Annotated in this window: 15 protein-coding genes; 10 read left to right on the forward strand and 5 right to left on the reverse strand. The window is 67.6% G+C overall.

All coding sequences use genetic code 11. The features are described 5' to 3' along the window. Positions 1-32: 32 nt before the first annotated feature. The 5 genes from HALDL1_04595 (at position 33) to HALDL1_04615 (ending at position 6,901) form a co-directional block, all read left to right on the forward strand. The gene (locus tag HALDL1_04595; protein AHG02959.1) at positions 33-1,403 is read left to right on the forward strand and encodes an MFS transporter; all 1,371 of its coding nucleotides are present in this window, start codon (positions 33-35) and stop codon (positions 1,401-1,403) included. 165 nt (positions 1,404-1,568) lie between these two features. Further along, positions 1,569-2,477 (forward strand): malonate transporter, encoded by a 909-nt coding sequence (locus tag HALDL1_04600; GenBank protein AHG02960.1) that lies wholly within the window; start codon positions 1,569-1,571, stop codon positions 2,475-2,477. Between the two features lie 1,605 nt (positions 2,478-4,082). Next, positions 4,083-5,141: a C4-dicarboxylate ABC transporter substrate-binding protein gene (locus tag HALDL1_04605; protein AHG02961.1), complete on the forward strand. Its 1,059-nt coding sequence runs from the start codon at positions 4,083-4,085 to the stop codon at positions 5,139-5,141. 53 nt (positions 5,142-5,194) lie between these two features. Further along, positions 5,195-5,620, forward strand: a complete 426-nt coding sequence (locus tag HALDL1_04610; GenBank protein ID AHG05161.1) for a hypothetical protein — start codon at positions 5,195-5,197, stop codon at positions 5,618-5,620. Next, entirely contained in the window at positions 5,621-6,901 is a 1,281-nt protein-coding gene (locus HALDL1_04615) for an ABC transporter permease (GenBank protein AHG02962.1), read from the forward strand. Here HALDL1_04615 and HALDL1_04620 read toward each other — a convergent pair. Genes HALDL1_04620 through HALDL1_04630 form a run of 3 tightly spaced genes read right to left on the reverse strand, consistent with a single transcriptional unit; the run spans position 6,898 to position 8,155 of the window. Next, positions 6,898-7,305: a hypothetical protein gene (locus tag HALDL1_04620; GenBank protein ID AHG05162.1), complete on the reverse strand. Its 408-nt coding sequence runs from the start codon at positions 7,303-7,305 to the stop codon at positions 6,898-6,900. The two genes, HALDL1_04615 and HALDL1_04620, sit on opposite strands and share 4 nt — an antisense overlap. After that, on the reverse strand, positions 7,233-7,463 hold the full coding sequence (locus tag HALDL1_04625) for a hypothetical protein (protein AHG02963.1): 231 nt from the start codon (positions 7,461-7,463) through the stop codon (positions 7,233-7,235). The genes HALDL1_04620 and HALDL1_04625 overlap by 73 nt, the downstream gene beginning before the upstream one ends. After that, complete coding sequence (locus HALDL1_04630) at positions 7,352-8,155, reverse strand: hypothetical protein (protein AHG02964.1); 804 nt, start codon at positions 8,153-8,155, stop codon at positions 7,352-7,354. Before HALDL1_04630 ends, HALDL1_04625 begins: the two co-directional genes overlap by 112 nt. Positions 8,156-8,259: 104 nt before the next feature. Between HALDL1_04630 and HALDL1_04635 the strand changes: the two genes are divergently transcribed. From HALDL1_04635 to HALDL1_04650, 4 genes are all read left to right on the forward strand, one after another. Next, on the forward strand, positions 8,260-9,486 hold the full coding sequence (locus HALDL1_04635; protein AHG02965.1) for a dihydrolipoyllysine acetyltransferase: 1,227 nt from the start codon (positions 8,260-8,262) through the stop codon (positions 9,484-9,486). 75 nt (positions 9,487-9,561) lie between these two features. Beyond that, positions 9,562-10,344, forward strand: coding sequence for a 3-ketoacyl-ACP reductase (locus tag HALDL1_04640; protein ID AHG02966.1), 783 nt, complete (start codon positions 9,562-9,564; stop codon positions 10,342-10,344). A gap of 65 nt (positions 10,345-10,409) precedes the next feature. Then, positions 10,410-11,444: an acetoin:2,6-dichlorophenolindophenol oxidoreductase subunit alpha gene (locus HALDL1_04645; GenBank protein ID AHG02967.1), complete on the forward strand. Its 1,035-nt coding sequence runs from the start codon at positions 10,410-10,412 to the stop codon at positions 11,442-11,444. After that, positions 11,441-12,430, forward strand: a complete 990-nt coding sequence (locus tag HALDL1_04650) for a pyruvate dehydrogenase subunit beta (protein AHG02968.1) — start codon at positions 11,441-11,443, stop codon at positions 12,428-12,430. Before HALDL1_04645 ends, HALDL1_04650 begins: the two co-directional genes overlap by 4 nt. Before the next feature lie 77 nt (positions 12,431-12,507). Here HALDL1_04650 and HALDL1_04655 read toward each other — a convergent pair whose 3' ends face one another. Both HALDL1_04655 and HALDL1_04660 read right to left on the reverse strand, forming a co-directional pair. Next, on the reverse strand, positions 12,508-12,714 hold the full coding sequence (locus tag HALDL1_04655; protein AHG02969.1) for a hypothetical protein: 207 nt from the start codon (positions 12,712-12,714) through the stop codon (positions 12,508-12,510). 120 nt (positions 12,715-12,834) lie between these two features. Then, on the reverse strand, positions 12,835-14,295 hold the full coding sequence (locus tag HALDL1_04660) for a dihydrolipoamide dehydrogenase (protein ID AHG02970.1): 1,461 nt from the start codon (positions 14,293-14,295) through the stop codon (positions 12,835-12,837). A gap of 245 nt (positions 14,296-14,540) precedes the next feature. On the opposite strand from HALDL1_04660, the gene HALDL1_04665 reads away from it, so the two are divergent. Continuing rightward, positions 14,541-15,356, forward strand: a complete 816-nt coding sequence (locus tag HALDL1_04665; GenBank protein ID AHG02971.1) for an adenylyltransferase — start codon at positions 14,541-14,543, stop codon at positions 15,354-15,356. Positions 15,357-15,976 lie beyond the last annotated feature (620 nt).

The following is a 15,976-nucleotide window of genomic DNA, read 5'->3' on the forward strand; positions in this document are numbered from 1 at the left end:
GTTGTTACCCTCTCGGCTGCAGACTGCCCCCAATGACGGAGCGATGGCTCTACTCGTGGGCGCTCGGCTCGGTCGCCTTCGGCGGCGCCTCCCTGCTCGTTCCCCTCTACGTCGTCCAGCTCGGCGCGTCGCCCGTAGAACTGGGACTGCTCGCCGCGACGGCCGCGGCCATCGGCGCGCCCGGCGCCATCCTGTTCGGTCGCCTCGCCAACCGCGTCGGCCACCGCCGCCCGCTCGTGCTCGCGACGCTGGCGACGGTCGCCGCCGCGCTCGCAGTGGTGCCGCTGCTGGACAGCATCACCGCCGTCGTCGTCGCGAACGCGGCGCTCTGGCTCGTGGTGTCGTCGGTCGCGCCCGTGACGACGATGCTCGTCGTCGACGACGCCCCGGAGTCCGCCTGGGACGAATGTATCGGGCGCCTCAACACGTACCAGGGGTACGGCTGGGCCGTCGGCCTCGTCCTCGGGGCGGTCTGGCCAGTCGTCGGCAGCCGGCTCGTCGGCGGCGGGTCGGTCACCCGTGCGCTGTTCTGGCTGCTCGCCGCCTGTGCCGCGGTGAGTTCCATCGGCGCCGCACGTTCGCTCCCGCGGACCGGCGGTGAAGTCCACGTCACGAGCGAGCGGGAGGCCCGGCGCATCGCGCGCCTGCTGTCGGGGACCCGGCGCGGCATCAGGGGGGCGACGTTCGCCTTCTCCCCGAACCGGCTCTACTGGTCGACCCGCGGGCTCGACCTGCGACGCCTCCACCGCCGACTCGATGCACCCCTGACGACCTACCTGGTCGCCGCGGTCCTGTTCTTCACGGGGTTCGCCGCGTTCTGGGCGCCGCTGCCGCTGTTCCTCACGGACATCGGCTTCGACGCCGGCCGAGTGTTCGCGCTCTACCTCGCGTCCAGCGTCGCCTCGGCCGTGCTGTACGAGGGCGTCGGTCGGTTCGCCGCCCGGTACGACGTCCGCCGCCTCCAGTCGGGCGCGCTCGCGGTCCGCGGCCTGTTGTTCCCCACAGTCGCCGTCGTCGGGGGCGTCGGGACGGCGTCGCTTGGCTTCGGGGCCGCCGGCGTCGCCCTCGCCGCCATCGGGGTGACGTGGGCGGTCATCGCCGTCGTGGGGACTGCGCTCGTCACCCGCCTGGCGCCGCCCGGTCTCCGCGGAGAGACCCTCGGCGTCTACACGGCCCTCGGCGCCCTCGCGGGCGGTGCGGGTAGCCTGCTCGGCGGGTGGGTTGCGACCTTTGGCTACCTGCCCGCGTTCGGCGCCGCCGCCGCGCTCGTGCTCGCCGGCGCCGTCCTCGTCTTCTCGCTTCCAGCGCCGGACCGGCAGCCCACAGCACGGGCGCCCGACGCGACGACTGCCCAGGACGCTGGTGCGGAGACGACGCCCGGCGACCTGTCGAGGGACGCGTAGTCGCGGAGCCATCGAACGCCACGACCCTCCGGGCCGGGGTTCCCCGTCGCCGTCCTGACGACCACCAGCCACTTGGTCTCTCCGAGGACCCCATCGCCCGACCGCGGTTGGAGCAAGTATCGGGCGGACCCGAACACGGAAGTCCTCGTACCGACTGGCGGGGACATGGAGCTGGTCGGTCGACTGCTGGGGCTGCTCGTGTTGCTGCTGGCGGGGGCCGGACTCCGCTCGGTCGGCCTCCTCGACGAGTCCCGCAGCGCCCGGCTGAACGCCGTCGCCTACTACGTCGCGCTCCCGGCGCTCATCTTCGTCTCGACGTACGACCAGGCGGTCGGCCGGCTACTGACGCCGGCGCTGATCGTCGGCCACGTCGGGGTACTCCTCGCGGTGGCCGCGGTCGCCTGGGCCATCCACCGGGGGAGTGGGCAGACGCAACGCCAGAGCGTCGCCATCGTCCAGTCGTACCACTCGAACGTCGGCTACCTCGGGTTCCCGCTCGTCGCCGCGACGTTCGACGCGACGGTGACTGCCATCGCGGGCGTCGTCCTCGGTATCATATCCATCGTCCAGGTGCCGCTGACGATACTCGTCCTCGTGGGCGTCAACGACGCCGAGGTCCCCATCCACCACGAACTGAAACAGCTGTTCACGAACCCGGTGCTGGTGTCGCTGTTCGCCGGCCTCGCCGTCGGCTCCGCGGGCCTCGACGTGCCCGCGGCAGCGGCCAGCGGCCTCGACGTCGTCGGGAGCCTCGCGCTCCCGCTGGCGCTGCTCTGCGTCGGGGCGTCTCTCGACGTCGACCTGCCGGCCATCGACTACGCGGCGACGGGCTCCGTCGTCGCGATGAAGATACTGGTGATGCCAGCGCTCGCGTGGGCCGTCTTCTCGGCGCTCGCCGTCGACGCGGCGACGTTCACAGCGAGCATCGTAATGCTGGGGACGCCGACGGCCGTCTCGACGTTCGTCTTCGCGGGCGAACTCGGCGGTGACACGGAGTTCGCCTCGCTCAACGTCTTCCTCACGACGCTCGCGTCCGTCGCATCGCTGTTCCTCCTGATCGCTCTAGTGAGCTGATACGATCCGGGGTCCTCGCCGGACTCGTATCGTCGAGTGCGTTGTCGGAAATATGCAGCACTGAGAGCGGTTGTACTATCCCATTACCGGCTCTGATGCGTCAACAATACTATCTTTTCACAAGGAGAGAATCCCGCCGTTTACGGCGGGCGTGAATCCGACACTTGCTGACCAGTCCACCGATGACACTCTGGCCGGATATTCCACGGTAATCCACAACTATTAAGTAACTGGTTCTACATAGGCTATGTATGGCGATTCAGGTCACTCGCACCTATGTTGGGGATGTCCAAAACCACCAACAGGTGCAGTCTGATCTGGATTCGCTTGGGGACGCTGCCTCAAAAATCTGGAACGTCGCACGATGGACTGTTGATCGGGTATGGGAAGCAACCGGTGAAATCCCTGATGAAGGCACACTCAAAGCCTACATGAAAGCCCAACACTGCTGGAAGAACCTCAACGCCTTCTCAAGTCAGAAAGTCATCGAAGAACTTTCTGACGCCTTCCAGTCGTGGTTCGACGTTCGACACAAAGATGAGACAGCTAACCCCCCCGGCTACCGCAAAGAGTACGACACTCGACCGCGCTCAACAGTCACGTTCAAGGACAACGGCTTCAAGCACGACCCCAAACATAACCGAGTCCGGCTCAGTAAAGGTGCAAACCTAAAAGACGGATGGGGTGATTTCGTGCTGTGCGAATACGATACCCGCAACGACATTGATCTTTCTACTGTCGATACCGTTCAGAACGTTCGAGCCGTCTGGAATGGCGAACAGTGGGAAGTCCATTTCGTCGTGAGAGAAACAATTGAAACACCAGACTCACCCGGTAAGGGCGTGGCTGGTGTTGATCTCGGCGTGTCGAATATCGCAGCTGTCGCCTACCCCGATGAGTACGTGCTGTACCCCGGCAATACGATCAAGCAAGATAACCACTACTTCCAACGGAAAGAGTACAACACGGAAGGTGAAAATGGTCCATCACAGCAAGCCCAACGCCTTCGACAGAAGCGAACTCGACGTGAGACACACTTCTACCACACACTCACGAAAACGATCATTGAGGAGTGTGTAGATCGTGATGTTGGGACGCTCGTGGTCGGCTGGCCTGAAGATGTCCGGTCGGAAGACCTCGGTAAGACGGCGAACAAATGGTTACACACATGGGCGTTCGACCGGATATATCAGTATCTCGCCTACAAGGGCGAAAATCACGGTATTGAAGTACTGAAAGAAAACGAGTGGAACACCTCGAAAACCTGCTGCAAATGTGGTGATACCACCGACAGTAACCGAGTTGAGCGTGGTCTGTACGTGTGTGGCTCTTGTGAGCTGGTAGCCAACGCTGACTGCAATGGCGCAGAGAATATCAGACAAAAGATAACTCCGAATCCCTCTGTGGATAGGAGTAGCGGCTGTCTGGCACAGCCATCGACATACTTGTTCGACCGCGAGAGCGGGACGTTTCACACGAGAGAACAAGCCGTGTCGTAGACCAGCAAATATCCCACCTGCGGTACGGGAAGCCCCGGCGTTCACGCCGGGGAGGATGTCACCTCGAATACGAACCTTGATATGGATACACCTGTGGTAGAGTATCATGGTAGAAGGTGGCAGCCATGGCAGAATTTCGAGGCGTTCGTACATCAAGACCGGCGTAGCCGCCACGGGACTCGGTGTCCTGGCTGGCTGCACCGGTCTGCTCGGTGGTGGCACGACGACACTTCGCGCGAACTCGCCGGCGGCGACGGGCTCCGTTCACGGTGACGCGGCCGAGTGGCTCGGCGACTACGTCTCCGAGCAGACCGACGGCGCCGTCGAGATCGACGCCTACCGGAACAGCGAACTCGGCGGCCAGATCGAGTCCATCGAGAACGTCTCCTCGGGCTCCCTGGACATGTACGTCATCCCGTACGCGCTCACGGGGACGCAGTACCGCCCGGCGCAGGTGTTCGACGCGCCGTACATGTACGACGACGAGAACCCGTACGCGGACATCTACGAGAAGACCGACCCCCAGGAGTCCGATATCGCCAAGCAGGTCATCGACGACCTCGTCTCCGAGACCAGCATCCGCTCGCTCGGCGCAGTGGTCCAGGGGACCCGTCGCGTCACGCTCAACGTCGAGGGTGAGCCGCCGCGGAACCCCCAGCAGATGAGCAACTACAAGATGCGCGCGGTGCCCATCGCGATGTACTCCGAGGCGCTGAAGGGCCTCGGCGCGCAGACGACCAACATCGACTTCTCCGAGGTGCCCCAGGCGCTCGCGACCGGCAGCATTCAGGGCCAGGAGAACCCGTACAACATCATCCGCTCGTCGGGCATCTGGGAGCACCAGAACACGGTCCTGGAGACCGACCACATGCACGTCCCGCTCGCCATCATCATCAACGACGACGTCTTCCAGGACCTCTCCGGCGACCAGCAGCAGGTGCTGTACGACGGCGTCCGCGAGATCCAGCCGCAGGCGACGGAGACGCTCGAGGCGAACCTCGCCGACCACCGCTCGTTCATGGAGGAGAAGGGCCTCACCATCGTCCCGCCGGAGGACCTAGAGATGGACACGTTCCGCACGGCCGTCCGGTCTCGCATCCGCGAGAACTTCCCGGACCTCATCGACACCATCGAAGAGCTCCACGGAGACGGCTACCCCGCCTAACGATGCCAGAGTCCCGGCTTCCTTTTGAGACGGTCTCTAGAGCCCTCTACGCAGTGGCCGGGCTATCCCTGCTGCTCATCCTCGTACTCATGATCGGGCGCGTCGCCTCCCGGAACCTGGACCTCGGCTGGAGTGGACTCCAGATCATCGCACAGTTCTTCGAGGTGTGGCTGGCGTTCCTCGTCGTCGGCGCGCTCGCCTACGAGCGCGGCCACATCGAGATCGATTACCTCTCCCAGCGCCTCCCCGAGAGCTGGCAGCCGATCCACGACATCCTCGTCAGCGTCGTCAGCCTGGCCACCGGGCTCGTCGTCTTGCTCGGGTCGCTGCGCGCGATGACGAAGTTCGCCGACTCCACCGCGCCGGTCGTCCAGATCCCGATCCCGCTGTACTACCTCGCGCCGGTCGTCGGACTGGGCTTCCTCGTTATCGTCTACGTCCACCGCATCTACACCGACGTCAACGAGGTGCTCGCGTAGATGGGCGTCCTCGGCGTCATCGTCATCGCCCTGTTCATCCTGCTCGCGCTGCTCCGCGTCCCCGTCTGGGTCGCGCTGCTCGCGCCGGCGCTGGCGTACAGCTTCCTCACCGGACAGCCGGTCATCTTCTCGGCGACGAATATGGTTCGAGCGCTCGACTCGTTCACCTTCCTCGCCATCCCGCTGTTCATCTACGTCGGCTCGCTGATGAACCACGGCGAGATCACCGAACGCATCTTCGAGTTCGCCGACAGCCTCGTCGGCCACTACGACGGCGGCCTCGCGCAGGTCAACATCATCACGAGCCTCATCTTCGCGGGCATCTCGGGCTCCGCGCTCGCCGACATCGGCGGCGTCGGTCGCGTCCTCATCAAGTCGATGACCGACGCCGACTACGACGCCGACTTCTCCGCCGCGGTAACGAGCGCGTCGGCGACCGTCGGCCCCATCTTCCCGCCGAGCATCCCGCTCATCATCTTCGGCATCATCGCGGAGGTGTCGGTGCTGTCGCTGCTGTTGGCGGGCGCGCTGCCCGCGCTCCTGACGGTGGCCGCGCTGATGGTCGGCACCGTCTACATCGCCAAGTCACAGAACCTCCCGAGCAACGACAAGCGCGCGTCGCTGTCGGCCATCGCCCGGACGTTCGTCTACGCGTTCCCGGCGCTGTTCACGCCGGTCGTCCTCATCGCAGGGATGCTGGCCGGCGTGTTCAGCCCGACGGAGGCAGCGGGCGTGACGGTGTTCTACATCCTCGTCATCAACACCCTCGTCTACCGCATCATCGACTTCGGCTACATCTGGACGGCCGCCGTCGAGACGGCCCGGACGAGCGGCACCATCGTCATCATTCTCGCGGCGGCGAGCGTGTTCAGCTTCGTGCTCTCCGTCGAGAACATCGACACGCTGTTCGCCCAGACGCTGTTCGGCATCTCGACGAACCCGTTCGTCCTGCTGCTCATCGTCAACGTCGTGTTGCTGTTCCTGGGGCTGTTCCTCGACCCTATCGCGGCCCTCGTGATGATGACGCCCATCGTCGTGCCGACGCTCACTCAGGTCGGCGTCGACCCGGTCCACATCGGCGTCATCATGGTGTTCAACCTGATGCTGGGGCTGCTCACGCCGCCGCTGGGGCTCTCCGTCTACCTCTCTGCGGACCTCGCGGACGTCCCGGTGGCCGACGTGTTCCGGGAGACGAAGGTGTACTACGGGATCCTGGTGGTCGCGCTGCTGATCATCACCTACGTCCCGGAGATCACGCTGTTCGTCCCCCGGTCGCTCTAGAAGTTCGCCTTCCGCTCGGCCATCGTCTTCTCGTCTTCGACAATCTGCATCGGTACGAACGTGTCCGCCGGATCGAACGTCGCGACCTGCCAGTCGAACCCCTCCTGGGCCCGTTCACTCTCGAAGGAGAGCCCCTGTTCGCGGAACGCCGCCATGCTCTCCTCGATGTCCTCGACCTCGAAGGCGATGTGGAAGAAGCCGTCGCCGTTCTCGCGCCACGTCTCGTACACCCACCCGGACTCCGTCGTCGGCGTGATGAGTTCGAAGAGAACGCTGCCGATGGGGTAGAGTGCCACGTCGAGTTCGAAGTCTCCGGTCATCTCCCGCCTGGTCAGCTGTTCGGCGCCGTACTGGCGCTCGAAGCGTTCGACCGCCTGGTCGAGGTCGCCGACCAGGAACGCCACGTGGTGGACGTCTGTGAACATACGCCACGACTGTCGTGAGTCCGCTTCAACGTATCGGCTCGCCGCGGACGCACTCGGCGAACGCCTCGCAGTCCATTCCGGGTTCGACGCCCAGCGACCGCGCGGGCGCGTTCACCGCGCTCAACTCCCCGTCCCACGTCGAACGGCCGTCGCCGATGCGGGCCGTCGTCGCGTCCACCGTCGCCGCGGGCACGTCGTGGTCGGCGAGCATCGGGAGGCGGGTCGTCCCCGCGTCTTCCTTCCCGCCGCCAGCGTCGTTGAACACCGCGCCGGCGACGTCCGTCGGTACGTAGGACTCCGTCTCGCCGGCGAGGCGCGCGCCGTGGCTACCCGTGACGACGACGCAGCCGGCGTCCAACGGTTCGATGAGCGACAGCGAGTCCATCCCCCAGACGGGCACCTCGCCGTCGGCCAGCCGGTAGCGGTTGCTCCCGAGCGACGGGACGTCCGCGGGTGGGGTGCCCTCGCGCATGCGGACCACGCAGCCGAACGTGTCGCTGCCCGGCTGACAGCCGAGCGCGGCGGCCGTCTCGTTGACGTAGCTCACCCGGCCCTCGCGCAGACAGTCCACCCCGTCGCCGATGCGCGCGGTGGCGTTGCTCACCGTCGCCGCCGCGAGCCCGACGCCGTCGAGCAGACCCAGCGATCCGATGCCAGCGAGGTCCTTCCCGACCCCCGCGTCGTTGAGGACGACGCCGCGGACGCCCGCTTTCGCCGCGAGGTAGCCCGCGTACTCGCCGCCGTGGCTGCCGGCGACCACAACGCTCCTGGACTCCCCCTCCTCGAGCTGCGTGATGCTGTCGAGCGCGCGGACGTCTGTGAGGACCATACGTTCGAACTGGGGTGGTCTTCCGATATAAAATTCTGTGTGTTGGTACCAGGCTGCGCGGTATCTCCAGTGTATTTATACGCCGCTCTACCTCCTATCGCGTAATGAGCTACATCGTTCGGATGCCGAAGCTCGGCGTAGAGATGGAGGTCGGCGAGGTCGTCGAGTGGCACGTTTCGGTCGGTGACGCCGTCGAAGAGGGCGACGTCCTGGCTGAGATCGAGTCCGAGAAGTCCGTCGCGGAGGTCGCCGCACGCGAGGACGGCGTGCTCCGCACGGTCTACCTCGACGTGAACGGTGAGGCGCCGCCGGGCGGCGCGATGGGCATCGTCGCCGGGGCGGACGAGGACATCGGCGACCTCGAGGCCGAGGTCGACGTCCCGGAAGCGGACGACGGGGAATCCGGAGACGCGGGCACCGACGAGGCGAGCGCGGACGATGGGAGCGCGACGTCGACCACCGAGCCCCCGGAAAGCGCAACCACGAGCGCCACACAACCCGCGCAGTCCAGCGGCGAGGTGAAGGCGACGCCGAAGGCGAAGAAGACCGCGGAGGAACTGGGCGTGGCGCTGGCGGCCGCCAGTGGGACAGGGCCCCAGGGAGGCATTACCGCGAGCGACGTGGAGGCGGCCGCGGCGGACACCGGTACGGCCCAGCGCACGGTCCGGGAGGAGCGCGAACTCTCCCGGATGCGCTCGACCATCGCCGACCGCCTCGGCGAGAGCTACCGCGAGGCCGTCCACGTCACCGTCGACCGCGAGGTGGACGTCGAAGCCGTCTTCGAGGCGACCGACAGCTCTGCGGGCTCGCTCACCGACGTCATCCTCCGGTGTGTCTCCGAGACGCTCGCGGAGCACCCCGAGTTCAACGCGACGTACGACGCCGACGCGGAGACGCTTACGCTCTACGAGGAGCACAACGTCGGCGTCGCCATCGACATCGAGGGCGGCCTGGTCACGCCGGTCCTCCCGGACGTCGGCGGACTGTCGGTCGCGGAGATCAACGCCGCCCGCGGCCGCGTCACCGAGCGCGTCCTCGACGGCGAGTACACGAGCGACGACCTCTCCGGAGGGACCTTCACGGTGTCGAACCTCGGCGTCTTCGGCAGCGACTCGTTCACGCCCATCATCAACCCGCCGGAGGTCGCCATCCTCGGCCTCAACCGCGTCACCGAGCGCGCCGTCCAGGTCGAGAACGGCATCGCGTTCCACCGCCACATGACGTTCAGCCTCTCCTTCGACCACCGCGTCGTCGACGGCGCGGACGCCGCGAAGTTCCTGACGACCCTGGAGTCCCACCTCGAGTCCGCCCCGGAACTCGCCGGGGAGTGAGCGGGACCGCGCTCGGCGTAGACTGACGCGGACGCACGGCTTATGCGGGTGGCCGTGCGACCGTTCTCCAGGCCTATGCCAGCACTTCTCACGGACTCGGCGGCAGTCGTCACGGGCGCGTCCAGCGGCATCGGGCGGGCCATCGCACTCCGGTTCGCCGAAGAGGGCGCCGACGTCGTCGTCGCGGACGTCGACGAGACGCCCCGCGAGGCGGACACCCCGACCCACAGGCGGATCGTCGAGACAACCGACCGGGACGCGTCGTTCGTCGAGTGCGACGTCACCGTCCCCGCGGACCTCTCGGCGGCCGTCGAGGCGGCCGAGGCGTTCGGCGGCATCGACGTGATGGTGAACAACGCCGGCATCGTCAACGTCGAGGACGTCCTCGAGGTCACGGAGGCGGAGTACGACGCTGTCATGGACGTCAACGCGAAGGGCACGTTCTTCGGCGCCCAGCGCGCCGCCCGGGCGATGGACGACGGCGGCGTCATCATCAACATGTCGAGCATCGCGGGCCTGGAGGGAACCGGCGACTACGTCACCTACTCCACGTCGAAGGGCGCGGTCCGCCTGATGACGTACTCGCTGGCCGACGCACTCGGCCCGATGGGAATCCGGGTGAACGCCATCCACCCCGGGCCAGTAGACACCGGCCTGATGCGCGAGGACCTCGGCACGGACCCCGACGCGGAGAACCCGTTCGTGCAGAACGTCCCCCGGGGGCGGATGGGCACCCCGGAGGACGTCGCGGACGCCGCCGTCTACCTCGCGAGCGACCTCGCGGACTTCGTCACTGGGTCGTCGCTCGTCGTCGACGGCGGCATGTACTCCACCCGGGGGAAACTGCTCTCCGAGTGAGTGTCGATATCACCGATTCGGCAATGCTTTTACCTCGCCACTGCCACCTTTTGGTATAGTCTCTCATGGTAAAATCGCTTGATACAGCCGAGGAGCGCCTGGAAGCGCTCCGGACGATGTTGCTCGTACGCGAGTTCGAGAACCGCGTACAGGAACGCTTTGCAGACAACGAGATTCCTGGCTTCGTTCACCTCTCTCAGGGCCAGGAGGCGGTGGCGGTCGGCGCTTGCACCGCGCTCACCGACGACGACTACATCACCAGCACGCACCGCGCACACGGACACAGCCTCGCGAAGGGTCTCGAACCCGACCGACTCCTCGCCGAACTGTACGGGAAGGAACCGGGCTACTGTGGCGGCCGCGGCGGCTCGATGCACGTCGCCGACCTCGAGAAGGGGATGCTCGGCGCACAGCCCATCGTCGGCGCGAGCGTCCCGCTGGGCACCGGTGCGGCCCTCACCGCACAGCTGACCGACGCCGACTGGACGGCGACCGTGTTCACCGGCGACGGTTCGGTCGCCGAGGGCCAGGTCCACGAGGCCATCAACCTCGCCGCGACGTGGCAGCTCCCGGTCGTCTTCGTCGTCGAGAACAACCTCTACTCGGAGGGGATGGTCTTCGACGAGCAGCACAACATCGAGGACCTCGCGGAGATGGCTGCGGCCTACGGCATCCCCGGCGAGATCGTCGACGGCCAGGACGTGACCGCGGTCTACGAGACGGTCAACGAGGCCCGCGAGCGGGCGGCCGCCGGCGACGGGCCAACGCTCGTCGAGGCGAAGACGTACCGCTACCGCGGCCACTTCGAGGGCGACGAGGAGCCCTACCGGAGCCGCGAGGAGGTCGAGGAGTGGATGGAGAACCGCGACCCCATCCAGCTCTACCGCGAGGAACTCGAGGACGCGGGCGAACTCACGCCCGAGCAGTTCGCCGAACTGGAGGACGAGGTCGCCGACGTTATGGACGAGGCGGTCCAGTTCGCGCGCGATGCCGACGAACCCGACCCGGAGGCCGCCTACGACGACGTCTTCGTCGAGCAGGCGCCCGAGGTCGAGGCGTTCCGTGACCAGATGCGGACCGACGGAGGTGAGGGCGAATGAGCGCCCAGAGCGCCGCCGAGGAGACAGAGACGATGAGCCTCCGGGAGGCAATCCGCTCGGCGCTCCGCGAGGAACTGCTCGCCGACGACGACGTGTTCATCATGGGCCAGGACGAGGAGGACGGCGGCTCCTTCGAGGTCACCGCGGGCCTCCACGACGAGTTCGGCTTCGAGCGCGTGCGGAACACGCCCATCAGCGAGGCCGCGCAGGTCGGTGCGGGCGTCGGCGCGGCCGCGACGGGGATGCGGCCAGTAGTCAACCTCAGCTTCGCCGACTTCATCGGTGTCTGTTTCGACCAGATCATGAACCAGGCGGGGAAGACCCGCTACATGTTCGGCGGCGCAAGCGAGGTGCCGCTCACCCTCCGCGCCATCGAGGGCGCAGGGCTGAACGCGGCGGCCCAGCACTCCGGCACCGTCCACTCGCTTGTCGCCCACCTCCCCGGCGTGAAGGCCGTCGCACCTGGCACGCCCGCGGCCGCGAAGGGACTGATGAAGTCCGCCATCCGCTCGGACGACCCGGTCGTCTTCTTCGAGAACAAGACCATCTACGAGCGCCACGGTCCGGTCCCGACGGACGAGGAGTTCACCGTCCCGCTCGGCGAGGCGTCCGTCGAACAAGAGGGCGAGGACGTCACCGTCGTCGCCACCCAGCGCCTCCTTGGCGAGTCCATCGCGGCCGCCCGCGACGTCGACGCCGACGTCGAGGTCATCGACCCGCGCTCGCTGTACCCTCTGGACACCGACACCATCGCCGACAGCCTCCGGAAGACAGGCCGCCTCGTCGTCGCCGACGAGAGCCCGCTCTCCTACGGCCTCCACGCCGAGATCGTCACCCGTGTCATCGAGGACGCGTTCTGGAGCATCGACGCCCCAGTTCAGCGCGTCGGCGTCCCGGACACGCCGATTCCGTTCGCGCCGTCCCAGGAGGACGAGGTCGTGCCGGACGCCGACGACGTCCGCCGCGCCATCGAGCGGACGTTCTAACGGGACTCCCACTCGCGTTCTCCCCGTCTGCGTGCGGACGCGACAGCCGGTGTGGCGGGTGACTGCTCTACCGCATCCTACTCCTCGTCCTCACCGAGTGCACTCGAGAAGGCCAGACCGAGCGCGACGCCGAGACTCATCCCGAGGGGGAGCCACAGCCCGATGTTGTCCGTCGCGACGCCGACGCTGGCGCCGATGGCCATCCCGACGCCGATGCCGAGCGCGAGCCCCTGGCCGGTGAACTCGACGTCGTCACCCTCGTCTCCCGGAGATTCTGCGTCCATACGCGCTCCTGGTTAGCGTCCGGGGAAAAGTGTTGGCACCGTACGCCAGCGCAGTGATTCCTGGGCCGCCGAGCGGGGCGATTCTGGACGGGCCGGTGCCGCCAGCGAACTACCGCGGGGTCACCGGTTCGGCGCGTGGATGGCCTCGCCCTGGGTCTGGGCCGCGGCCTCCATCAGACACTCCGAGAGCGTCGGGTGCGCGTGAACGGTGTGGGCGACGGTCTCGGCGTCGAGGCCCGCGGTCACCGCGAGCGTGAGTTCGCCGACGAGCTCCGAGACGTGCGGGCCGACGAGCTGTCCGCCGAGCACGGTACCCGAGTCGGCGTCGACGACGACCCGGCAGAACCCACTCGCCTCGCCGGTTGTGAGCGCGCGTCCGTTGCTCCGGAACGGCACCTGCCCGACGGTGACGTCGTAGTCCGCCTCGACCGCCTCTTCCTCGGTCATTCCGACGGAGGCTATCTCGGGGTCGGTGAAGACGACCGCGGGAATCGGCTGGTCGGCGTCGCCACCGGGGTCGCGGCCCGCGGCGTGCTCGGCCGCGCGCATCCCCTCGTGGCTCGCGGCGTGAGCGAGCATCGGGTCGCCCGCGACGTCGCCGATGGCGTAGATGTGTTCGGCGTCCGTCCGCCCGTACTCGTCGGTCTCCACGAAGCCACGGTCGTCGGTCTCGACGCCCGCCGCGTCGAGGTCGACCGTGTCCGTGACCGGGACGCGGCCGACCGCCACGAGGACGTGCTCGCCGACGTACTCGCTGCGCTCGCCGTCTGCCTGAGGCGTCTCCGACGCCTCTCCGTCCTCGGTCTCGGTGACGACGGTGACGTCGCCGGTGATGTCCTCGTACCACTCCGCGGCGGCCTCGCCGAAGCTGAACGAGACGCCGAGTTCCTCGGTGCGCTCCCGGACGATGTCCACGGTCTCCTCGTCGTAGCCCGGGAGCGGAGCATCGAGGGCCTCGAGGACCTGCACGTCGGTGCCGAGGCGCGCGAACGCTGTCGAGAGCTCCATCCCGATGTAGCCCGCGCCGACGACGACGAGGCGGTCCGGGCGCCCCTCGAGGTCGAGGACGTCCCGCGAACTGAGCACGTGGTCCTCGGCGTAGTCGAAGCCCGGAATCTCCAGCGGTCGGCTCCCGGTCGCGACGATGGCGTGGTCGAAGGCGATGGTCTGGGCGTCGGCCGTGAGGTCGTCTGGCTGGACCTCGACCGTCTGGTCGTCGACGAACGACCCCGTCCCCTCGACGAGCGTCACGCCGTTCGACCGGCAGAGCGACTGGACGCCGCCGGTGAGCCGCGAGACGACGGAGTCCTGCCACGCAGCGAAGTCGTCGAACGCGAGTTCGCTGGTTCGCTCGACGCCCAGCTCGGCGACCTGGTCGTCGCTGCCCGCGTGGCGCGCCGCCTCGATGAGCGCCTTCGACGGGATGCAGCCGTGGTTCAGGCAGACGCCGCCCGGCTCGCCGCGCTCGACCAGCACCGTCTCGAGGCCACACTGCGCGGCCCGGATCGCCGCCACGTAGCCGCCGGGTCCCGCACCGATTACGACGAGGTCCGCCGCCGACGGAGCAGTCTCAGTACTCATTGTATGGCTCTTCGCTCACCGGCGCTTAAGTCTTGATAACGGCCCAGATATGTTCGAAAGCGGCTGATTTTGCGCTCGCGGATAGTCCGGTCGGCGCGGTGGCAGGCCCGACAAGACATTTACCGACCCAGTTCCCAGAATCCATCGCCGGGTAGGGGTACCCGAGATCTTTTCGGAGCGCGGTAGCGGGGAGTGGGGACGCTGTTGACGAAAACGCTTACCCGCGCTCGCGCCAACCACGGAGTATGTCCGGGCTGAATCTCGACCCGGTGCAACTCGACCGCTACTCGCGTCACATCATCATGGACGACGTGGGGCCGGAGGGCCAGCAGCGCCTGCTGGACGCCGACGTGCTGGTGGTCGGGGCGGGCGGCCTCGGCGCGCCAGTCGTCCAGTACCTCGCCGCGGCGGGCGTGGGAACGCTGCGCATCGTCGACGACGACGACGTCGAGCGCTCGAACCTCCAGCGCCAGATAATCCACGCGGACGCCGACGTCGGGACGCCGAAGGCCGAGAGCGCGCGAGCGTACGTCGAGCGCCTGAACCCCGACGTGGACGTCCGCGCGCACGTCGCGCACCTCGACCAGTCGAACGTCGACGCGCTGCTCGACGGCGTGGACTTCGTCGTGGACTGCTCGGACAACTTCTCGACGCGCTTCCTCGTCAACGACGCCTGCGTGCTCCGGGACATCCCGTTCAGTCACGCCGCCATCTACCGCTTCGAGGGCCAGGCCATCACGGTCACGCCCGACAGCGCCTGCTACCGCTGTCTGTTCCCGGAGGCACCCCCGGAGGGAACGATTCCGGACTGCGCGGAGGCCGGCGTGCTCGGCGTCCTCCCGGGGACGATGGGCTGCGTGCAGGCCACCGAGTGCGTGAAGGAACTCCTCGGCGTCGGCGACCTGCTCGCCGGGCGCCTGCTGTTCTACGACGCCGCGGCGATGTCCTTCGAGGAGGTGCCCGTCAGGCCGAACCCCGACTGTCCTGTCTGCGGGGACGACCCCGAAATCGACTCGGTGGCCGAGGTCAACTACGTCGAGGGCTGCGCGGTGCGGCCCTGACCGCCCCGGCGCTCGGCACTCCCCGACTCAATCGTCGGCGGCGCCCTTCTTCGCCGGTCGCTCGCCGTCGTCGGACTCCTCGGCGACGCCGGCCGCCCACCCGTAGACGTCCGCGGCGTGCTCGACGGGCGGGCGGCGGTGCCCCTCGTCCTCGTAGACGACCAGTTCGGCGTCGGTCACGTGGTGGGCGACGTGCTCGGCGGCGGCCAGCGGGACCGTCTCGTCGGTGCCGCCGTGGTAGACCCGCGTCGGGGCGCCGACGTCGAGCAGTTCGAAGTCCCACGGGCTGGCGAGGACGCCGTAGTCGGTCGCCACGTGCAGCGACCCCTGTTTCACTCCCTCCCGGAGGTCGGAGAGGAGGATGCGACCCGTCTCCCCGAACCGGGGGTCCGAGAGGTCGCCGTCCGTCGGGTCGCCGACGACGTCGGTGAACCGGTCGGCGTCGCGGATTCGCCGGCGCAGCAGCCAGGCGAGCGGCCGTCCGAGGTGGGGCGACCACCGGGCGAGCGAGAACAGCGCGCGGTCGAACCGCGTCGTCTCCTCGCGGGCGACCTTCGGTGGCGGGACGCCCGAGACGACCGCACACCGGGTGACGCGCTCGGGGGTGTGGGCGGCGCAGC

The organism is Halobacterium sp. DL1, assembly GCA_000230955.3.
Classification (GTDB): domain Archaea; phylum Halobacteriota; class Halobacteria; order Halobacteriales; family Halobacteriaceae; genus Halobacterium.